The sequence below is a fragment of the Modestobacter excelsi genome (assembly GCF_005930495.1).
Classification (GTDB): domain Bacteria; phylum Actinomycetota; class Actinomycetes; order Mycobacteriales; family Geodermatophilaceae; genus Modestobacter; species Modestobacter excelsi.
Map to the genome: position 1 here is coordinate 1 of NZ_SJEX01000105.1, position 16,776 is coordinate 16,776.

Here is a 16,776-nt window from a genome sequence, read left to right on the forward strand (position 1 = left end):
GGGGGGGGGTGGGGTGACAACGTCGTGGATGTGTCACCCCGGCGTTGTGGCTACGTCACCTCGGGCGCAGTCGTCAGCGCGGACCGGTCGTTCGGCTGCGCACGTAGGGCCGGCGGCCCACGGAATCCAGCACGGCGGTCAGGGCGGAGGAGAGGCCGTCGAGGTCTCGGTCGTAGACCCGTCCGTCGTCGATCCAAGGCGCGTCAGCTGATCGCCGAGCGGAAGCTCATGGCGGTCACCTCCTGCATCATCGGTGCGTATTCCGTCGTGATGATTAAGGTGACGCCATGGCGTCGAGCTCATCACGGCGAAAACCGCAGGTGAGGACGGCTCATGACCGCGCCCGGCACGAGCCATCCGCACCTGAACAGAGCAGCCTGTCGCCGGCTGCCCTTTCGGCGGTCGGCGGCGACCGCCGGCGCGCGGGGTCGGCCTGCGGCTGGTGCGGGGCGTCGATCGAGCCCAAGGCGCGAGGCCGTATCCCCAAGTGGGGCTCGCCGTCCTGCCGGCAGCGCGCATGGGAGCAGGCCCGGGCGGCCACATCCGGCCGCTCAGCAGTCCAGGTCGTCGAGCGCCTCGTCGAGATCCCGGTACCCATGCCCCCAACCCGGCGCGACTGGCCACTACTGCTCGACGAGCTCGCCCACCATCAGGTGCCGCACGCCGTGCGGGCGGGTGTAGGTCGCCCGCCGGCGGCGGCGCCGCGGAGCGGCCGGATCGCCCCTGCCGTGGGCTACCAGGGCCCACTGCTTGCCCGGGTGGGGCTGCAGGTTCAATGGCCCGAACTCATCGACACAGAACACGATGGTCGGATCACCGGGACCGGGCGTGCTGACGCCGTCGGCGATCGCGTAGAGCTCGAGGACCCGGCCGGTCTTGGCGTTGTAGTCCGGATCGGTGCTGGCCTTGAAGGTCTCCACCGCTTGAAAGCTGACGTCCTCATCACGAAGGACCAGGCGCAGGCCCTCGTGCGAGATGTCGTCGACCACCCCCTCGGCGACCAGGAAGTCGGTCAGCTTTGACAGGCTCCAGACCGAGAACGGGAGGCCGTGATCGGCCGGTCGGCTCAGCGCGATCTTCTTGATCTGCTGCCGCTGCGGCAGGGTGAACTTCGGTGGCCGGCCGCCGGCGTAGCAGGGGTAGAGCGAGTCGAACCCGTCGGCGTCGAAGTTGTGCAGCACGTCCCGCACCCGGTCGGTGCTGGTGAACGTGACCTCGGCGATCTTGGCCACGGGCATGTGCTGCGCCGAGAGCAGCACCATCTGCGCCCGCCGCCAGGTCACCACCGACCCGGTGCCGCGGCGCACGATACGCAGCAGCCGGTTGCCCTCATCGTTGCTGATCGGCCGGACCTGCACGGGGTGGACCATCTCGCATCTCCTGCGGGGAAGTCAGGATCAGACAAGACAAGGCTGGTCCGCTCAGCGCTCGACGGGGACCCCGCTACGCACGCACAGCCGGGCGAAGGTTGGCAGCCGCGGCACTAGACGAGTAAGTCCGAACCTCGGTCAGTGGTCGTAGGCGATCAGGGATCGGGTGACCGGCTGTCCGGTGGCGCGGTTGTGCCAAATCGCGGCGGTGAGCGCGAGCAGGCGTTGAGCGACGCGCGTGGTGACGCCGACCAGGCTGCGCCCGCCGTGTAGTTCCAGGTCGAGCTGGCCTTTGAGGGTGTCATAGACAGACTCGATGAGCTGGCGGATCGGTGCGAGCAGCGCCTGCCCGTGGCGGGGGGCGCGGTTGCGGTAGGCGGGGCGCAGCAGGTCGGCTCCGCGCGCGTGCAGGTAGGCGTCCAGTTCGGCAGAGGTGTAGCCCTTGTCGGCGATCAGCAGCAAGTCCGGGGCGGTCGGCGATGAGTTCGGTGTCGTGGTCCAGGACGGCCATGAGCACCTGGCGTTCGTCGAGCTTGGGGTGCGCCAGGGCCCAGGTGACGGGCAGCCCGGCCGGGGTGCAGATCAGGTGCAGCCGCAGTCCCCAGAAGAAGCGGGAGTGGCTGGCGCAGTAGCCGTAGCCGGCGTGCCCGGCCAGCTCCGAGCGCTGCACCGTGGGCCGGGACCGGGCGCACTCCACCGGGGTGGAATCGACCAGCCAGACCGGGTCGGCCCACAGATCGGTGTCGGTGCTCAGCACCCGGATCAGCCGCTTGAGCAGCGGCAGCGCCGCGCGCAGCCGCTTGTTGTAGCCCGACTGGCCGGGCAGATACGGGAACGCGCCGGGCAGCGCCGCCGGCACCAGCCGCAGCCAGCGGGCCTCGGAACGCACGCCGAGCAACACCTGCGCGGTGGCCAGGGTCAGCAGCTCGGCATCGGTCAGCCTCGGCGGACGCCCGGTGCTGCAGCGAGGCCCCAGATAGTCGTCGATGCGGACGTAGAGTGCGGTCAGGAGGGTGTTTAGGTCGGTCGTCACAACCCGATCCTGGGCACCCTCCGCCCTGAACTACAGCCCTGTGACTCTCCGGGCCTTTAGGACTTACTCGTCTAGTACTGCAACGGCAGTTATGGCGGTGTCTGTTCGCGTGCTCGGTAGTGGGCGGCGCGGGCTTGGGCCTGGCGTCGTCGTCGCCACCAGGACCAGTCGGCGGTGTGGTCGAGGTCGGGCCTCGGGGCGCGGATGAGGGTGTTGAGCAGGCGCCGCAGCTCGGGCACGCTCAGGGCGATGAGCTGGCCATTTCCAGCTGCGGAGCCCCTTTTTTCGCGGTGGCGCGGGTGGCGGACAGGTAGGCGTGGGCGAGCATGGCCAGGGTGATGTGGCGGTACCAGGCGGTGTAGTCCCGCACTTGGTAGGAGGCCAGCCCGGCTTGGTTCTTGGCCGCTTGGAAGCATTTCTCGATGCGCCAGCGGCCACCGGCCACCGCGACGAGTTGTTCGAGGGTGGTCTCAGCCGGTCCGGCGCAGACGTAGTAGGCCAGCTCGGCCGGCTCCTGCGCGTTCTTCGGGATGGTGCGGCGGGCCACCGCCCAGCGGGCCCAGCCGGCGTCGAACCCGGCCAGCAGCTCGACCCGTGCCCAGTCGTAGAGGCGCTGGCCGTGTGCGCCGGCGCCGGCCGAGCACCGCTGCCATGCCGTCTCGGGCAGCTCGGCGATCAGCGTGCGGACCTGGCGTTGGCGCCAGTCGACGGTGGCGACGGTGTCGTTGTTCCGGGTGGCCAGCACGTAGGGCAGCTGGTGAGCCTCGCACCAGACCCGCAGCCGTTTGTCTTGGCCGTAGATCTCATCGGCGGTCAGCCAGCCGGCCGGCACTCCGGCGTCGAGAGCGCGCTGCAGCATCCGGCGGGCCAGCTCCGGCTTGGTCGCAAAGCCGACCTCCTCGCCGATGCCGGCGGCGCGGGCCCGCTCCCGGTCCTCGGCCCAGGCCTTGGGCAGATAGAGGTCCCGGTCGATCAGCGCACGTCCGGCGTCGGTGGCGTAGGCAAGGAACACCCCGATCTGACAGTTGTCGATCTTGCCGGTGGTGCCGGTGTACTGCCGTCCTACCCCGGCCGACCGGCTGCCCTTCTTGATGAACCCGGTCTCATCGACGATGAGCACCCCACCCGCGCCGAGCCGTTCGACCACGTAGTTCCGCAGCTCGTCGCGCACCTCGTCGGCATTCCAGTCCGCGGTCCGCAGCAGCCGCTGCATCCCGTCCGGAGACACCTCGCCGGCGGCCTCGGCCAGCGTCCAGCCGTTCTTGCGCTCGGACTGGCCCAGCAGCCCGCGCAGATAGGCCAGCACCCGGGCCCGCGGCTCCGCCCGGGCGAACGCCCCAGCGATCCGGGCGTGCACCTCCTCCAGGCCCGCCGCCCAGTCCTGCACCTCGGCCACCAGGCCAGCACAGCGCATCCGCACACGCTGCTACCAGCCCTCGGCGGGTCCTGGCAGCGACACACCTTCAAGTGCCGTTGCAGTACTAGTCGCGGCATTCCTGCGCCGTGACCTGAGCTGTGACGTGGGCGTTCGTCCGGGTCATCCAGAGGTGCACGCGGCGTTGAGCAGTAGCATGTGTGACGCCCGCTACAGGAGACGTCGATGTCCCGCGAAAGCTCGGTGCCCGACTACTTCGGGGCGGGATCGGAAGCGGAAGGAGCGGACATGCCGCGTCGTGGCGTCCTGGAGCGCTTCTCGGTGCTGCGTGCAACGGACATCGACGCGTTCCGCGCCTCGGTCTCGCGGGCGCTGACCCCGCATCGGCTCACCCCCCTGGGGAGGGATGCCGCTGCTGTACACACAGACGTGGCGGTCGCCTCGCTCGGCCCGATCTCGCTGGTGTACGGCCATCATCGGGGCGCCGAGTTGAGAGCCGAGCTCACAGAGCTCGTCGACTACTTCGACGTCAACCTCTCCTGGGGTGGCAGCAACCGCATCAGCTGCGACGGCGATGAGGTCGTCGTGGACCGGCACACCGCCGGGATCATCTCGCCGCGGATGCAGGCGCAGATGCACCTGAGCGCGGAGTACCGTCAGATGCACGTGCGGATCGAGCGCCACGCCCTCGACCGTCAGCTGGAGCAGATGCTCGGTCGTCCCGTCGTCGCTCCCGTGCGCTTCCGCAGCACGATGGACCTGCGTGCTCCGGCGGCGACCTCCTGGGCTCGGGCCGTGCGGCTCTTGGTCGACGACCTCGATCAGGGGACCGGCCTTTCCGGCCACGCCTTGGGTCCCAACCCGTGGTCGACGTTCCTCATGAGCGGCCTGCTGCTGGCGCAGCCGCACAACTACTCCGGCCAGCTGGAGGAGACGCGGCGCGGTCCGCACCGCCCGGCACCAACGAAGGTGGCCATTGACCTGATCGAGTCACGCCCCGACACGGACCTGTCCGTTGAGCGGCTGGCGAGGGAGGCCGGCGTCAGCCCCCGGTCACTGCAGCGACACTTTCGCGACTACGTCGGGGTCTCACCGCGCGAGTACGTCCAGCAGGTACGCCTCGCCCGGGTCCACGAGGACCTCCTGGCCGCCCGTCCCGGCGGCGGCGTGACTGTCGCCGACACGGCTCTGCGCTGGGGGTTCAGCCACGTACCGCGGTTCGCCGGCAGCTACCAGGACAGATACGGCGAGACGCCGTCGGTGACGCTGCGCCGGCTTCCTCCACAGCCGCCGGTGTGATGGCCAGCACGATCCTCGTCGGCTAGCGGATCGAACTGGCGCAGAGCGGATCGGCGGCTGCGGCGTTCGTCCCTAGCGTCGTCCCCCTCAGCAGGAGCCCAACCGCTCCTCGTGGACGGGAGATGGACAGATGAACCACGACTTCGACGTCGCAATCGTGGGATACGGACCCGCCGGTCTGGTCCTCGCCTCGGTCCTGGGCAAAGCCGGACACAAGGTGGTGGTGTTCGAGCGCTGGCCGGGCCTCTACGGCCTGCCGCGACTGACCCACATCGACGGCGAGACCGCGCGGATCATCCAGTCGGCGGGGGATGTGCAGTTCGCCCTGCGCGACGCGTCGCCGATCCCCAACTACCGGTACCTCAACGGCCAGGGCGAGTTGCTGATCGAGCTGGACTGGCGGGGAACGTCGTGCGGCTACCCGGCCCACATCGCGATGTACCAGCCGGACATCGAGGAGACAGTCGACCAGGACGTGCGCGCCACCGGCAACGTCGAGGTCAATCAGGGCTGGGCGGTCGTCAACGTGGACCCCCAGCAGGATTACGTCGAGCTCACCGCCCGGCCGTGGAGCAGGTCGCGCACCGGGCAGTGGGCCCACGGCAACGAGGAACGGACCGTCACCGCGAAGTACCTCGTCGGCGCCGACGGGGCCAACAGCTTCGTGCGGTCCACGCTCGGCATCCAGCGCCACGACCTGGGTGTGGACGACCGTTGGCTCAACATCGACTGTGAGCGGCTGCGCCCGCTGCCCGAGCGGTTCGACAAGCTCACGCAGTTCTGCGATCCGGCACGAGGTCACATGTACATGCCCATCGGCAAGAGCCGGCAGCGCTTCGAGCTCGCCGTGCTCCCCGGTGAGGACGCCGCTGCCATGGAGGACCCGGAGTACGCCTGGACCTGGCTCCGGGAGACCCACGGGCTCGGCCCGGAGGACGTGACGATCCTGCGCCAGATCGTCTACACGTTCGAGGCTCGAATCGCGGAGACCTGGCGGCTTGGCCGGGTCCTGCTGGCTGGTGACGCCGTGCACAGCACCCCGCCGTACATGGGGCAGGGAGCCTGCTCCGGCATGCGGGACGGGCTCACCCTCGGTTGGAAGCTCGACCTGGTCCTGCGCGGCCTGGCCGACGACAGCCTGCTGGACACCTATGAGGCCGAGCGCCGACCCCACGCCACGGCGATCACCGAGATCTCCGTCGGGCTCGGTAAGGTCGCCAACACTCATGACCCGGTCACCGCGGCCGCCCGGGACCAGGCCTTCCGTGATGGCACCGCGCCTCCGCCCCCGCCGTTCCCGACCATCGTCGCGGGCGTCGTCCACCACGGCGCCGATGGCCAGCCTTCCCCGCTCGCCGGGACGCTCACGCCACAAGGCGTCGTCCGGCAGAACGGCGTGGAGGGCCTGTTCGACGACGTGGTCGGCCGCGGCTTCAGTCTGGTCACCGCGGCCGACGCCCGACCGGTCCTGGCTCCGGGCCGGCTGGAGTTCCTGGCCCGGCTCGGCGTCACCACGGCAACCCTCACCCCGGGGTCGCCGGACTCGATCGAGGACGTCGAGGGCACCTACGCCGCGTTCTTCGCGGACAAGGGCGTGGAGGCGTTCATCGGGCGTCCGGACTTCCATCTCTTCTGGGCCGGGGCGCTGGCGGATCTCGCGGCGGCGGTCGAGGATCTGCAGTCCCGCCTGGCCTGGACCGGACACCGCGCTGACGTGCCGGCATGACGTCGCCCGCCGAGATGACCCAGGACGCAGCTGCCCGACAGCCGCCCCCGTCGGAGGCCCTATGGCGGGCGATGCCGGTGTCGCGGCTGCTCGACTGCGGCATGGAGTACGGCGACGTACTCGCGATGGAGCAGGCGACCGCGGCTGGCGAGCTGTGGGACGTGGCTGCCGAACGGCTGGCCGACGCCCACCTGGCCCGGGCAGAGCTGGCCGAGCGTGAGGGCCGGAGGGTCACCGCGGTCGAGAACTACCGGGGTGCAGTCAGTTGCTTCGTCTTCGCGCAGATGGCGTTCAACTTCGACGTGGGGCGCAAGCGTGCGCTGTATGCCCGGCACACCGATGCCGCGAGCCGACTCGGTCGGTTGAGCGAGCCACAGTGGGAGCGTCTGGAGCTGCCCTTCGACAGTGGCCGGCTCTTCGGATGGCTTGTGACGCCGGCCGGACCGGTCATGGGCACCGTCATCGTCTTCGGCGGCCAGAGCGGCTGGAGCACCGCCTACCTGCGTCACGCCGACGCCCTCAATGTCCGCAGCATCGCAGTGTTGCTGGCTGAAGGCCCCGGCCAGGGCGAGACCCGGATGGACGGCGGCCTGCTGCTCAACGTCGACGTGCGGGCGGCGTACAGCCGCTTCGTCGACCACCTCGCGGCGCGACCTCACCTGGGGCGAGGTATCGGTCTGTGGGGGAACAGCCTCGGCGGCCTGTACGCCGGCACTACTGCGGCATCGGACGCACGGGTGGACGGGGTCTGCATCAACGGCGCCCCCGCACATCCCCGTCTGCTTGCCTTCCGCACCTTCGCGGAACAGGCGGCCGCCATGCTCGGCACCAACACGCCGGACGCCATCCAGCGCAACTTCGACCGCCTCGCGCTGCGGCCACAGGACCGCCTCGCCTGCCCGTTGCTGGTGCTGCACGGGGGGGCCGACCCGATCGTGAGCCTCGAGGAACAGCAGCCATTCCTCGACGCCGCCTCCCACGACGACGTCATGCTCCGCGTCTGGGACGACGGGGAGCACACCATTTACAACCACGCCGAGGAGCGCACAGCCTTCGTCGCCGACTGGTTCGCAGACCGCTTCGCGGCGTTGGGTCCTGACACGAACAAGGAAAGGCAGTAGTGGGGTGAACGTCAACGAGAACACTTCGCTGAACGCCGTAGGGGATAGCTACGACGCGTCCGGGGCCGCGATGGAGGACGCCCTGCGCCAGCTGCTGGACCGGGCATGAGCGGGCGAGAGCTGTTCAGTGAGGAGCGGTCGGCGGAGGTCGTCGCCGCCAGCTTCGCCGGGACGCCGGATCCCCGGCTGAAGCAGGTGATGAACTCGCTGGTGCAGCACCTGCACGCCTTCGTCAAGGACGTGGAGCTGACCGAGGAGGAGTGGGGCTCCGCGATCGACTTCCTCACCCGCACCGGGCACATGAGCAACGAGGTGCGGCAGGAGTTCATCCTGCTCTCCGACGTGCTCGGGGTGTCGATGCTGGTCGAGACGATCAACCACCGGACGGGCGGCACCTCGACCGAGTCCACGGTGCTCGGCCCGTTCCACATGGTCGAGTCGCCGGTCCGGGAACTTGGTGCCGACATCGCCCTAGACGGCAAGGGCACGCCGTGCCTGGTCTCCGGCCAGGTCACCGGACCGCACGGCGAGCCCCTGGCCGGTGCATCGGTCGACGTGTGGCAGACCAACGAGGACGGCTTCTACGACGTCCAGCAGCCCGGGATCCAGCCCGAGGGCAACCTGCGCGGCATGTTCCGCACCGACGAGCAGGGCTCGTTCTGGTTCCGCTCCGTGGTGCCCCGCTACTACCCGATCCCCGACGACGGCCCGGTCGGGCAGCTACTCGCGGCGACCGGGCGGCATCCGAACCGGCCGGCACACCTGCACTTCATCGTCGCCGCGCCGGGCTACCGGCCGGTGACCACGCACGTCTTCGTCGCCGACAGCCCCTACCTGGACTCCGACGCCGTCTTCGGGGTCAAGGAGAGCCTCGTGCGGCCGGTGCCCGAGGTCGACGACCCGGCTCGCGCCGCGGAGGCCGGCCTGCCCAACCCGTTCCGCACGCTGACGTTCGACCTGTCCCTGCTGCGGGCCGACCAGGCCCCGCCGGCCGCCTCACCGGCCGGGGCGCAGCCGACCGTCGTGCGCGGTGTCGCCGCGGAGGCGGTGTGATGACCCCGGCGTTCACGTATCAGGCGCTGCCCATGCGGGTCGTGTTCGGCGCCGGTGCCCTGGCGAAGCTGCCCGACGAGGTCGACGCCCTGGGGCTGACCCGCGTACTGGTGCTGTGCTCCCCCGAGCAGGAGGACACCGGCCGGGCGGTCGCCGCTGCGCTGGGGGACCGGGCGGCGGGTGTGCTCCCTGAGGCGCGGATGCACGTGCCGGTCGAGGTGGCCCGGCGGGCCCGCGAGCTCGCGGCCGAGCTGGGTGCGGACGGCTGCCTGGCGGTGGGAGGGGGCTCGGCGATCGGCCTGGGCAAGGCGATCGCCCTGGAGCACGACCTTCCCGTCATCGCCGTCCCCACGACGTACGCGGGCTCGGAGATGACCCCGGTGTGGGGCCTGACCGAGGGCGGAGAGAAGCGCACCGGCCGGGACCTCCGGGTGCTGCCGCGGAGCGTGCTCTACGACCCCGCGATGACGCTGACCCTCCCCGCGCAGCTGTCGGCCACGAGCGGGATGAACGCGATCGCGCACGCCGTCGAGGGTCTGTACGCACCCGACGCCTCCCCGATCGTCTCGCTGATGGCCGAGGAGGGGACCAGGGCGCTGGCCGGTGCGCTGCCCCGGGTGGTCGCGGACGGCTCGGACCTCGAGGCGCGCGGGCAGGCGCAGTACGGCGCGTGGCTGTGCGGCGCGGTTCTCGCCGCGACGACGATGTCGCTCCATCACAAGCTCTGTCACGCCCTGGGCGGCACCCTCGACCTGCCGCACGCGCAGACGCACACCGTCGTGCTGCCGCATGCGCTGGCCTTCAACCAGCCCGCGGCACCCCAGGCTGTCGCGGCGCTGTCGCGCGCGCTGGACGGGGCTGCCGACCCGGCTCGCGCCCTGTGGGAACTGGCCGGGCGGCTCGACGCCCCCCGGTCGCTGCGCGAGCTCGGCATGGCCGAGACCGACATCCCGCGCATCGTCGACGCGGTCTTGGGCAGTCCCTACGCCAACCCCCGGCCGGTCACCGCCGACGGGGTGGCATCCCTGCTCCGGGCGGCGTGGGCGGGGGAGGTGCCGGCCGCACTGCCACGGTGATAAGACTCACGGGCACACCGCCGTTCTGCTGCTGTTCCGGCAGCCCCGCATGGCTCCACGAGGTCCTTGGGCGGGCACTCGTTGTCCCGTGGCGTGGTTTCGGGCATGTCAGAGCTCAGTCGTGAGCGCAAGCCCCTGCCGGAACCATCTCTCGTGGCGCGGAGCGCGGTCTCGAGACCGCGCGTCAGTTGTCCCGCCCCGGCTGCCAGCTTGCGGCGGGCATAGGTCGGCGGCGGCCAGCTGCGTGTGAGGGAGGCCGCCGCGCGGTCAGCCCGAGGTGCTCCAGGCGCCGGGCCATGGCCTGCGGCGAGACGGCGAACAGTCGGGATCGGTCGAAGACGTGGAGGGGTGCAGGCGCCGCGCGCCCTGCCGACGGTGAGCCCTGCCGCTTGCGGGTCGGCTCCCGGTCGTGGGCGAGTGGGACGCGGCCGCCTGCTCGTGGTGCCACCGTGGTGGCCTAAGCGGGTCGTTCAGGGTGGTTCGCGGGTGTCCGTGGAAGGTCGTGCGTCGCCCTGACCTGAGGAAATGCACTGCAGCGAACTGCCCTGAACCCCTCAAAGCCGCCCTGGCAGTGCGGCGACAAGGTCCGCGTCCCCTGAGCAGTTCACGCGGGACTCGCCGTGCGGTCAGGGAGCCTGACCGCATCGTTCACGCCGGCGGTTGTCCCCAACGCACGAGCAGCGCGGGGGATCCCAGGCGGGTGGACTTGGTCGAAGCGGCGGTGTCGGCTCCTCGACGCGCCGCGGGACGTCAGTCCGACGTGCCGTTTGTGCGACCTCGGTCGGGGCGGGCGGCAAGGGCTCGCTGAGTGGTGAAGGAGTCCTCACCGTGATGATCAGCGGTGTGGTGGTTCCGTGAGGCCCGTGACGCCTGTGCACGGATGGGCCAGCAGGGGGGATCGTTGCCGATCCGTGATGGTGCCGTTCTGGGGACGCCCGACCGGCAGTGAAGCGGTGGCGTTTTCCATGGGTTTCTCATGGGGTCAGGACTGTCGCGCGTCTTGCAGAGCTTGTCCGCAGCAGCCTGACCAGGACTTATAGGGGTTGTGGGTGCGCCATCAGGGACTCGAACCCCGAACCCGCTGATTAAGAGTCAGCTGCTCTGCCAATTGAGCTAATGGCGCGTGCCGCCCGGCGCGGCCGGGCAACAGTGGAGAACTGTACACGCCGGCCGGACGTCGCCGTCCGGGGGCCGGAGGCCGCTCACCCTGCCGGGGCGACCTCCAACCTGCCGATGAGTGGACACTGGGACGTGCACGCCGCCCCCGGGAAGGTCCCGGCCCGGGCGCGCGCCGGTACAGGGGGCAGGTCGTCGTGGGTCGGCAGCAGGCGAGACGGATCGCCGCAGTGTTCATCGCCGCGTCGGTGGCGCTGCTGGCGGGGTGCCAGGGCTCGTCGTCCTCCGGCGCCGCCGACGGCACGGGCGCACCGCAGCCGTCCGCGACCCCCGCCCAGCTGGCGCTGAGCCTGGCCGACGGTGCCGTCGACGTGTCCCCGACCACCCCGCTGGAGGTCAGCGTCACCGGCGGCGACCTGGGTGACGTCACCGTCACCGACGGCGCCGGCGCCGCGGTGCCCGGCAGCGTGGGGCCGGCTCCCGCGAACCCGGCGAAGACGCTGTGGACGCCGGAGCAGCCGCTGGGCTACGGCACCAGCTACACCCTGACGGCGACCGCCGCCGACAGCGGCGACGACCGGACGACGTCGACCGCCACGTTCACCACGGTGACCCCCGCGACGCTGTCCACCCCGGGCATCGGCCCGCTGGACGGCACCACGGTCGGCGTCGGGATGCCCATCCGGGTCTACTTCGACCAGCCGGTGGCCGACGAGGCCGCCGTCGAGAGCCACCTGCTGGTCACCAGCTCCACGCCCACCGACGGCGTCTGGAACTGGGTCAGCGACAGCGAGGTGCACTTCCGCCCGTCGACCTACTGGCCGGCCGACACCGAGGTGACGCTGGACGCGCAGCTGTACGGCGTCGACTTCGGCGGGGGCGTCTGGGGCGAGAAGGACCGCACGGTGTCCTTCTCCATCGGCGCCGAGCACGTCTCGGTGGCCGACGCCGGCACGCACACGCTCACCGTCCACGACGGCGACCAGATCGTGCAGACCTACCCGATGAGCGCCGGCAGCGTCGCCAACCCGACGCACAACGGCGCGCACGTCGTCCTGGAGAAGTTCGACACCATCACGATGGACTCCTCGACCTTCGGCCTCGCCGTTGACGCACCCGGCGGCTACCGCGCCGAGGGCGTGCGGTACGCCACGCGGATCTCCAACAACGGCGAGTTCGTGCACGGCGCACCGTGGTCGGTGGCGTCCCAGGGCTCGGCCAACGTGTCGCACGGGTGCATCAACCTCACCGACGAGCGGGCGCACTGGTTCTACGACTTCTCGATCCCGGGTGACGTGGTCGAGGTCGTCGGCTCCACCGGCGGCATGCTGAGCGCCGCCGACGGCGACATCTACGACTGGGCCGTCCCCTGGGAGGACTGGAAGGCCGGCAGTGCGCTCAGCTGACCGCTCGTCGTCCCCGCCTACAGCCGCATGCCGCGGTCACCGCGGCGGTCGGCGCCGGGCACCAGCGCGGTGACGGCGGTCTCCACGACCGCGTAGACCGCCAGCGCGGCGGCGATGACCGCGGCCGGCGGGACGACGACCGGAGCCGCCAGCACCGACAGCGCCAGCACCCGCGGCGCGTCCGGCCACCAGCCCGGCCGTCGCAGCGGGGAGACCAGCGCCCCCCAGCGGACGCCGCTCCACATCAGCCAGCGGCGCACCGGCGGGACGCCCAGCTCCCCCAGCACCCGGCGGAACAACCCGTCGGCGTCCCGCGAGGAGACCACCCCGGTGGTGAGCCCGGTGGTGACCAGCCAGTCGTGCAGCACCGCGGCCGGCGTGTAGCGGCCGAAGCGGGGGATCAGCCACACCACCACGCGGGGCACCGAGGCGAAGTCGGTGACGAACCCGGCCGGGACGACGAAGGTGTCCCGGCGGCCGTGGTAGACCATCGGCTCGACCACCTCCCACAGCAGGTCGGAGGCCCGGCGGACGACGAGGGCAGAGTCGAACGGCACCGGCCGGGAGTGCCCTCGCCCCGGCGCCGCACACGCCGGAGCCCGTGACCGCTCGCGGCCGAGAGAGGTCGCCGGCGCGAGCCCTGCGCAGCAGGGGCAACGGAGCCGCTCAGTGCTGGTCGGCGATCACGCTCCGCAGGCGGAGACCTCGTCGCCCCGGTGGGGGAGGAGGCCGACCCGCCGGAACTCCGCCTGGATGATGTCGTAGCAGTCGCAGGCGACCTGGTGCAGGCCCGCGGGGTCGAGGATCGTCATCCGCCCGCGGGAGTAGCGGATCAGCCCGGCCTGCTGCAGGACCCCCGCGGTGAGGGAGACCGTGCCCCGTCGCACGCCCAGCATCTGGGCCAGGAAGTCCTGGGTCAGGGTGAACTCGTCGGCCCCCACCCGGTCGCGGCTCTGCATCAGCCAGCGCGCGCAGCGCTCCTCGGTGCTGTGCAGCCGGTTGCAGGCCACGCCCTGCGACAGCTGCGCCACGGTGGCCTGGACGTAGCGGTGCAGCACGTCGTGCAGTGCCCCGTCGCCCTGCAGGATCTTCCGCAGCCGGTCGGTCGGCAGGCACATGGCCTGACCCTCGATCTGGCAGAAGCACTCGTGGAGGCTGGTGGGCGTGCCGAGGAAGGCGGGCAGCCCGGACATGCCCTCGTAGCCGATGGTGGCCACCTCGATGGCTGCCTCGCCCTCGACGGTGGCGAGGAGGGAGAGCGCGCCGTTGATCGGGAAGTAGACGGCCTCGATGTCCCCGTCGCGCTGGTAGAGCTTGTCCCGGACCTTGAGCGAGACCGGTTCCATCGAGGCGGTCAGGCGTTGGTACTCCTCGTCGGGCAGGGCCCGGAGGATCAGGTTGCGTCGCGGGTCGGGCGGCGCGGTCCGCTGTGGTGACCGCTGCGATGACTGCATGGTCGAGCTCCCGGTGCCGGGGGCGGACCTCCCTGGGCTCGGGAGCGCCGTGGGCTGCGTCGTGATCAGGCAGGGAGGGTGTCGCGGCTCAGGCGTGCCCAGGGCGGGACCGGCACGGTCAGCAGCTCGGCGGCCCCCGGGGCCATCGTGTAGGCGGTGATCGCCGGGGCGATCAGCCGCAGGGGCAGGACGTGCTCGACGCAGCCGGTGGCCAGCGCGGCGGTCGGCATGCCGGGCGCCGCGGCCTCGTCGGGGTCCTGGGCGAGCACCCGGCCGCCTGCCCGCCTGACCGCGCGCGCACCAGCGGCTCCGTCCGAGAGCCGGCCGGTGAGCACGATCGCGAGCACCCCCGGCCCGTGGGTCTCGGCGGCGGAGGTCATGAGGCGGTCGGCGCACTCGAGGCTCGTGCAGGGGCGCAGGTAGAGCCCACCGGCCGGGGTGAGGGCCGCCGTGGTGGCCGGCGGCAGCACGCTCACCCCCGGCAGCAGTGCCCCGGACGCGGCCGCCCGCACCGGCACCGAGGCGTTCCGCGCCAACAGCGGCGCGAGCAGGTCACCCGGCTGCGAGGAGCGGTGCTGCACGATCAGGACTGGCACGGGCAGGGATGCCGGCAGCCCGGCGACGACCGAGCGGAGCGCGTGGACGCCGCCGGTCGACGCCGCCAGCACGACGACCCCGAACGGCTGCCACGGCGCCGCTGCTGTTCCCCCTGCCACCGGGTCGAGGCTACGCGTGTGTACGGCATCGGACACAGAGGCGCGGGCGCGTGTGCGGAGGTCGTCGCCGGCGTCCGCCGCCGGAGCACCTGGTTGCCGTGGCGGATGGTCCGGGGAACGGCGGAGGCCCTGGTCAGCAAACCGACCAGGGCCTCATCGGGGTGAGTGACGGGACTTGAACCCGCGACATCCAGGATCACAACCTGGCGCTCTACCAGCTGAGCTACACCCACCATGCACACCGGGCGGCTGGCGAGAGCCGGCCCGGTGGACGAACCCACGATACCGGAGGGGGTCAGCTCTCCGACGAGGCCGGGGTCGGCAGCGGCTCGGGGTCGGCCGCGCCGGCCGCCAGCAGCGGTGCGAACGCCGTCACCACCTCGCCGGACGCGGCCTGGGCCTGCGCGCTGTCCGGACCCGGCGCGGGGACGAACAGCGTCTGCCGGTAGTAGGCCAGCTCGCGGATCGACTCCAGGATGTCGGCCAGCGCGCGGTGGGCCAGGCCCTTGGGTGGCTGGGCGAAGTACACCCGCGGGAACCAGCGCCGGGCCAGCTCCTTGATCGAGGAGACGTCGATCATCCGGTAGTGCAGGTGGTCGTCCAGCTCCGGCATGTCCCGGGCCAGGAAGCCGCGGTCGGTGCCGATCGAGTTGCCGCACAGCGGGGCCGTGCGCCGCTCGGGCACGAACCGCTTCACGTAGGCCAGCACCTGGGCGGAGGCCTCGTCGAGGGTGACCGTCGAGGCGCGCACCTCCTCGGTGAGCCCGGACCGCGCGTGCATCTCGGTGACCACGTCGGCCATCCCGGCCAGGTCGGGGTCCTCGGCGTGGATGATCACGTCGAGCCCCGGGTCCAGGACGTTGAGCTGGGAGTCGGTGACCACGACGGCGACCTCGATGAGCTTGTCGCGGACCAGGTCGAGCCCGGTCATCTCGCAGTCGATCCAGACCAGGTTGTTCGTTGCACTGTCCGCCACGCCCGCGACCCTACGCAGGTCGCCCCGCCTCAGCCGCCACGCCCGCACCGATCCGCCCGATCCCGGTCCGGGACCGCACGGCGGCACACACGCTGCCGGCTCCTGCACCGAGCCCAGCGGAGCCGCCCGTGTCCTCCAGCACGCCCCCCGCCCCGACCCCCGGGGCGCCGTCGTCGCTGTGGGCCGGCCTGCGCTCCTCGTTCGCCCTGCTGCGCTGGCTCCGGTCGGCGTACACGACCCCGGGCGAGCCGGGCCGGGCCACCAGCCAGCAGGAGCTGCGCTGGTGGCGATCCCGATCGACATCGTCAACCACCGGGTCGACGGGCTGGACATCACCAGCTGGAGCCCGAGCCACGCGCTGCTCTACCTGGGGACGGCGGTGATGCTGGCCGGCGCGCTGCGCGGGTGGTGGCTGTACGCGGCGCCGGGCCGGGTGCACGACCTGGTGTCGCTGGGGCTGTGGCTGTTCTTCGTCGAGAACGTGCTCTTCCCCGACCAGCACCAGGAGCCCGGCGTCCTGGCGCTGGCCGCGCACCGCGCCGGGCACAGCACCGCCGAACCCTCGCTGCTGGACTTCGCCGCCGCCCAGGGCCAGTCGCCGGAGCAGTTCATGCTCCCCGTGCCCTCCTGGGTGCACCCCGCCTGGCCGGCGCGGTGCTGGTCGACCTCGCCACGACCGCCCGGGTGCCGGGCTGGCTGGCCGCGCTGCCGGTGACCGCGGCGGTGGCCCTCGCCGCCCTCGTGCAGTCGGCCGTCGCCGTCATCCCGCCGTGGGACTGGGCGGTGGTCCCGGTGGTCCCGGTGGTCGCGGTGGGCTTCGCGCTGCTCTGCGGGGCCGTCGCCCGGCTCACCGCCACGCCGGCCTTCGCCCGCTGGCAGCTCCCGGTGGAGCCGGCCGCGGCCGGGCAGCGCGACACGCCGGTGCTGGTGGGAGGCGGCGGCGCGTCCCCCCGGTGAGCCAGGAGTGGGCAGGTCGATGACGTAACGTCGGGCCAGTCCGTCGCCGCGCCGTCGCCGCCGCCGACCGCCGACCGCCGCCGGGCCCTCGCCCGCCC

The 16,776-nt window shown here is 71.8% G+C and carries 14 protein-coding genes, 2 tRNA genes and 1 pseudogene; 8 read left to right on the top strand and 9 right to left on the bottom strand.

Translation table 11 applies throughout. The features are described from left to right. Positions 1-623 precede the first annotated feature (623 nt). The 3 genes and pseudogenes from FHL80_RS22940 to FHL80_RS22950 form a co-directional block, all read right to left on the bottom strand. Positions 624-1,370: a helix-turn-helix domain-containing protein gene (locus FHL80_RS22940; protein ID WP_246078894.1), complete on the bottom strand. Its 747-nt coding sequence runs from the start codon at positions 1,368-1,370 to the stop codon at positions 624-626. Positions 1,371-1,508: 138 nt separating this feature from the next. Beyond that, positions 1,509-2,403, bottom strand: a pseudogene (locus tag FHL80_RS22945) (IS982 family transposase). A gap of 241 nt (positions 2,404-2,644) precedes the next feature. Continuing rightward, entirely contained in the window at positions 2,645-3,817 is a 1,173-nt protein-coding gene (locus FHL80_RS22950; protein WP_138735651.1) for an IS701 family transposase, read from the bottom strand. A 186-nt stretch (positions 3,818-4,003) separates the two neighbouring features. On the opposite strand from FHL80_RS22950, the gene FHL80_RS22955 reads away from it, so the two are divergent. The 5 genes from FHL80_RS22955 to FHL80_RS22975 all read left to right on the top strand — a co-directional run bounded on the left by FHL80_RS22955 (position 4,004) and on the right by FHL80_RS22975 (position 10,053). Then, positions 4,004-5,077, top strand: coding sequence for an AraC family transcriptional regulator (locus tag FHL80_RS22955; protein WP_216870979.1), 1,074 nt, complete (start codon positions 4,004-4,006; stop codon positions 5,075-5,077). Between the two features lie 130 nt (positions 5,078-5,207). Next, complete coding sequence (gene mhpA, locus FHL80_RS22960; RefSeq protein WP_138735652.1) at positions 5,208-6,803, top strand: bifunctional 3-(3-hydroxy-phenyl)propionate/3-hydroxycinnamic acid hydroxylase MhpA; 1,596 nt, start codon at positions 5,208-5,210, stop codon at positions 6,801-6,803. Next, positions 6,800-7,924, top strand: a complete 1,125-nt coding sequence (locus FHL80_RS22965) for an alpha/beta hydrolase (protein ID WP_216870980.1) — start codon at positions 6,800-6,802, stop codon at positions 7,922-7,924. Before mhpA ends, FHL80_RS22965 begins: the two co-directional genes overlap by 4 nt. A 105-nt stretch (positions 7,925-8,029) precedes the next feature. Next, the gene (locus tag FHL80_RS22970; RefSeq protein WP_138735653.1) at positions 8,030-8,977 is read left to right on the top strand and encodes an intradiol ring-cleavage dioxygenase; all 948 of its coding nucleotides are present in this window, start codon (positions 8,030-8,032) and stop codon (positions 8,975-8,977) included. Continuing rightward, positions 8,977-10,053, top strand: coding sequence for a maleylacetate reductase (locus FHL80_RS22975; RefSeq protein WP_138735654.1), 1,077 nt, complete (start codon positions 8,977-8,979; stop codon positions 10,051-10,053). Before FHL80_RS22970 ends, FHL80_RS22975 begins: the two co-directional genes overlap by 1 nt. Positions 10,054-11,103: 1,050 nt before the next feature. Here FHL80_RS22975 and FHL80_RS22980 read toward each other — a convergent pair. After that, positions 11,104-11,176 (bottom strand) — tRNA-Lys (locus tag FHL80_RS22980). 223 nt (positions 11,177-11,399) lie between these two features. On the opposite strand from FHL80_RS22980, the gene FHL80_RS22985 reads away from it, so the two are divergent. Next, positions 11,400-12,575 carry a L,D-transpeptidase gene (locus FHL80_RS22985; protein ID WP_138735655.1) on the top strand — a complete coding sequence of 392 codons (1,176 nt, stop codon included), beginning with the start codon at positions 11,400-11,402 and terminating at the stop codon, positions 12,573-12,575. A gap of 17 nt (positions 12,576-12,592) precedes the next feature. On the opposite strand, the gene FHL80_RS22990 is transcribed toward FHL80_RS22985, so the two are convergent. From FHL80_RS22990 to orn, 5 genes are all read right to left on the bottom strand, one after another. Then, positions 12,593-13,132: a DUF1353 domain-containing protein gene (locus tag FHL80_RS22990; RefSeq protein ID WP_138735656.1), complete on the bottom strand. Its 540-nt coding sequence runs from the start codon at positions 13,130-13,132 to the stop codon at positions 12,593-12,595. Between the two features lie 126 nt (positions 13,133-13,258). Beyond that, positions 13,259-14,029, bottom strand: a complete 771-nt coding sequence (locus tag FHL80_RS22995; RefSeq protein WP_138735657.1) for a Crp/Fnr family transcriptional regulator — start codon at positions 14,027-14,029, stop codon at positions 13,259-13,261. 65 nt (positions 14,030-14,094) lie between these two features. Further along, positions 14,095-14,745, bottom strand: a complete 651-nt coding sequence (locus FHL80_RS23000) for a chemotaxis protein CheB (protein ID WP_138735658.1) — start codon at positions 14,743-14,745, stop codon at positions 14,095-14,097. 160 nt (positions 14,746-14,905) lie between these two features. After that, positions 14,906-14,978 (bottom strand) — tRNA-His (locus FHL80_RS23005). 62 nt (positions 14,979-15,040) lie between these two features. Then, positions 15,041-15,721: an oligoribonuclease gene (gene orn / locus FHL80_RS23010; protein WP_138735659.1), complete on the bottom strand. Its 681-nt coding sequence runs from the start codon at positions 15,719-15,721 to the stop codon at positions 15,041-15,043. Positions 15,722-16,004: 283 nt separating this feature from the next. Here orn and FHL80_RS26560 point away from each other — a divergent pair, with 283 nt between their 5' ends. Both FHL80_RS26560 and FHL80_RS26565 read left to right on the top strand, forming a co-directional pair. Beyond that, the gene (locus FHL80_RS26560; protein ID WP_246078895.1) at positions 16,005-16,436 is read left to right on the top strand and encodes a hypothetical protein; all 432 of its coding nucleotides are present in this window, start codon (positions 16,005-16,007) and stop codon (positions 16,434-16,436) included. Next, positions 16,406-16,678, top strand: coding sequence for a hypothetical protein (locus FHL80_RS26565; protein WP_246078896.1), 273 nt, complete (start codon positions 16,406-16,408; stop codon positions 16,676-16,678). Before FHL80_RS26560 ends, FHL80_RS26565 begins: the two co-directional genes overlap by 31 nt. The last annotated feature ends 98 nt before the right edge of the window (positions 16,679-16,776 follow it).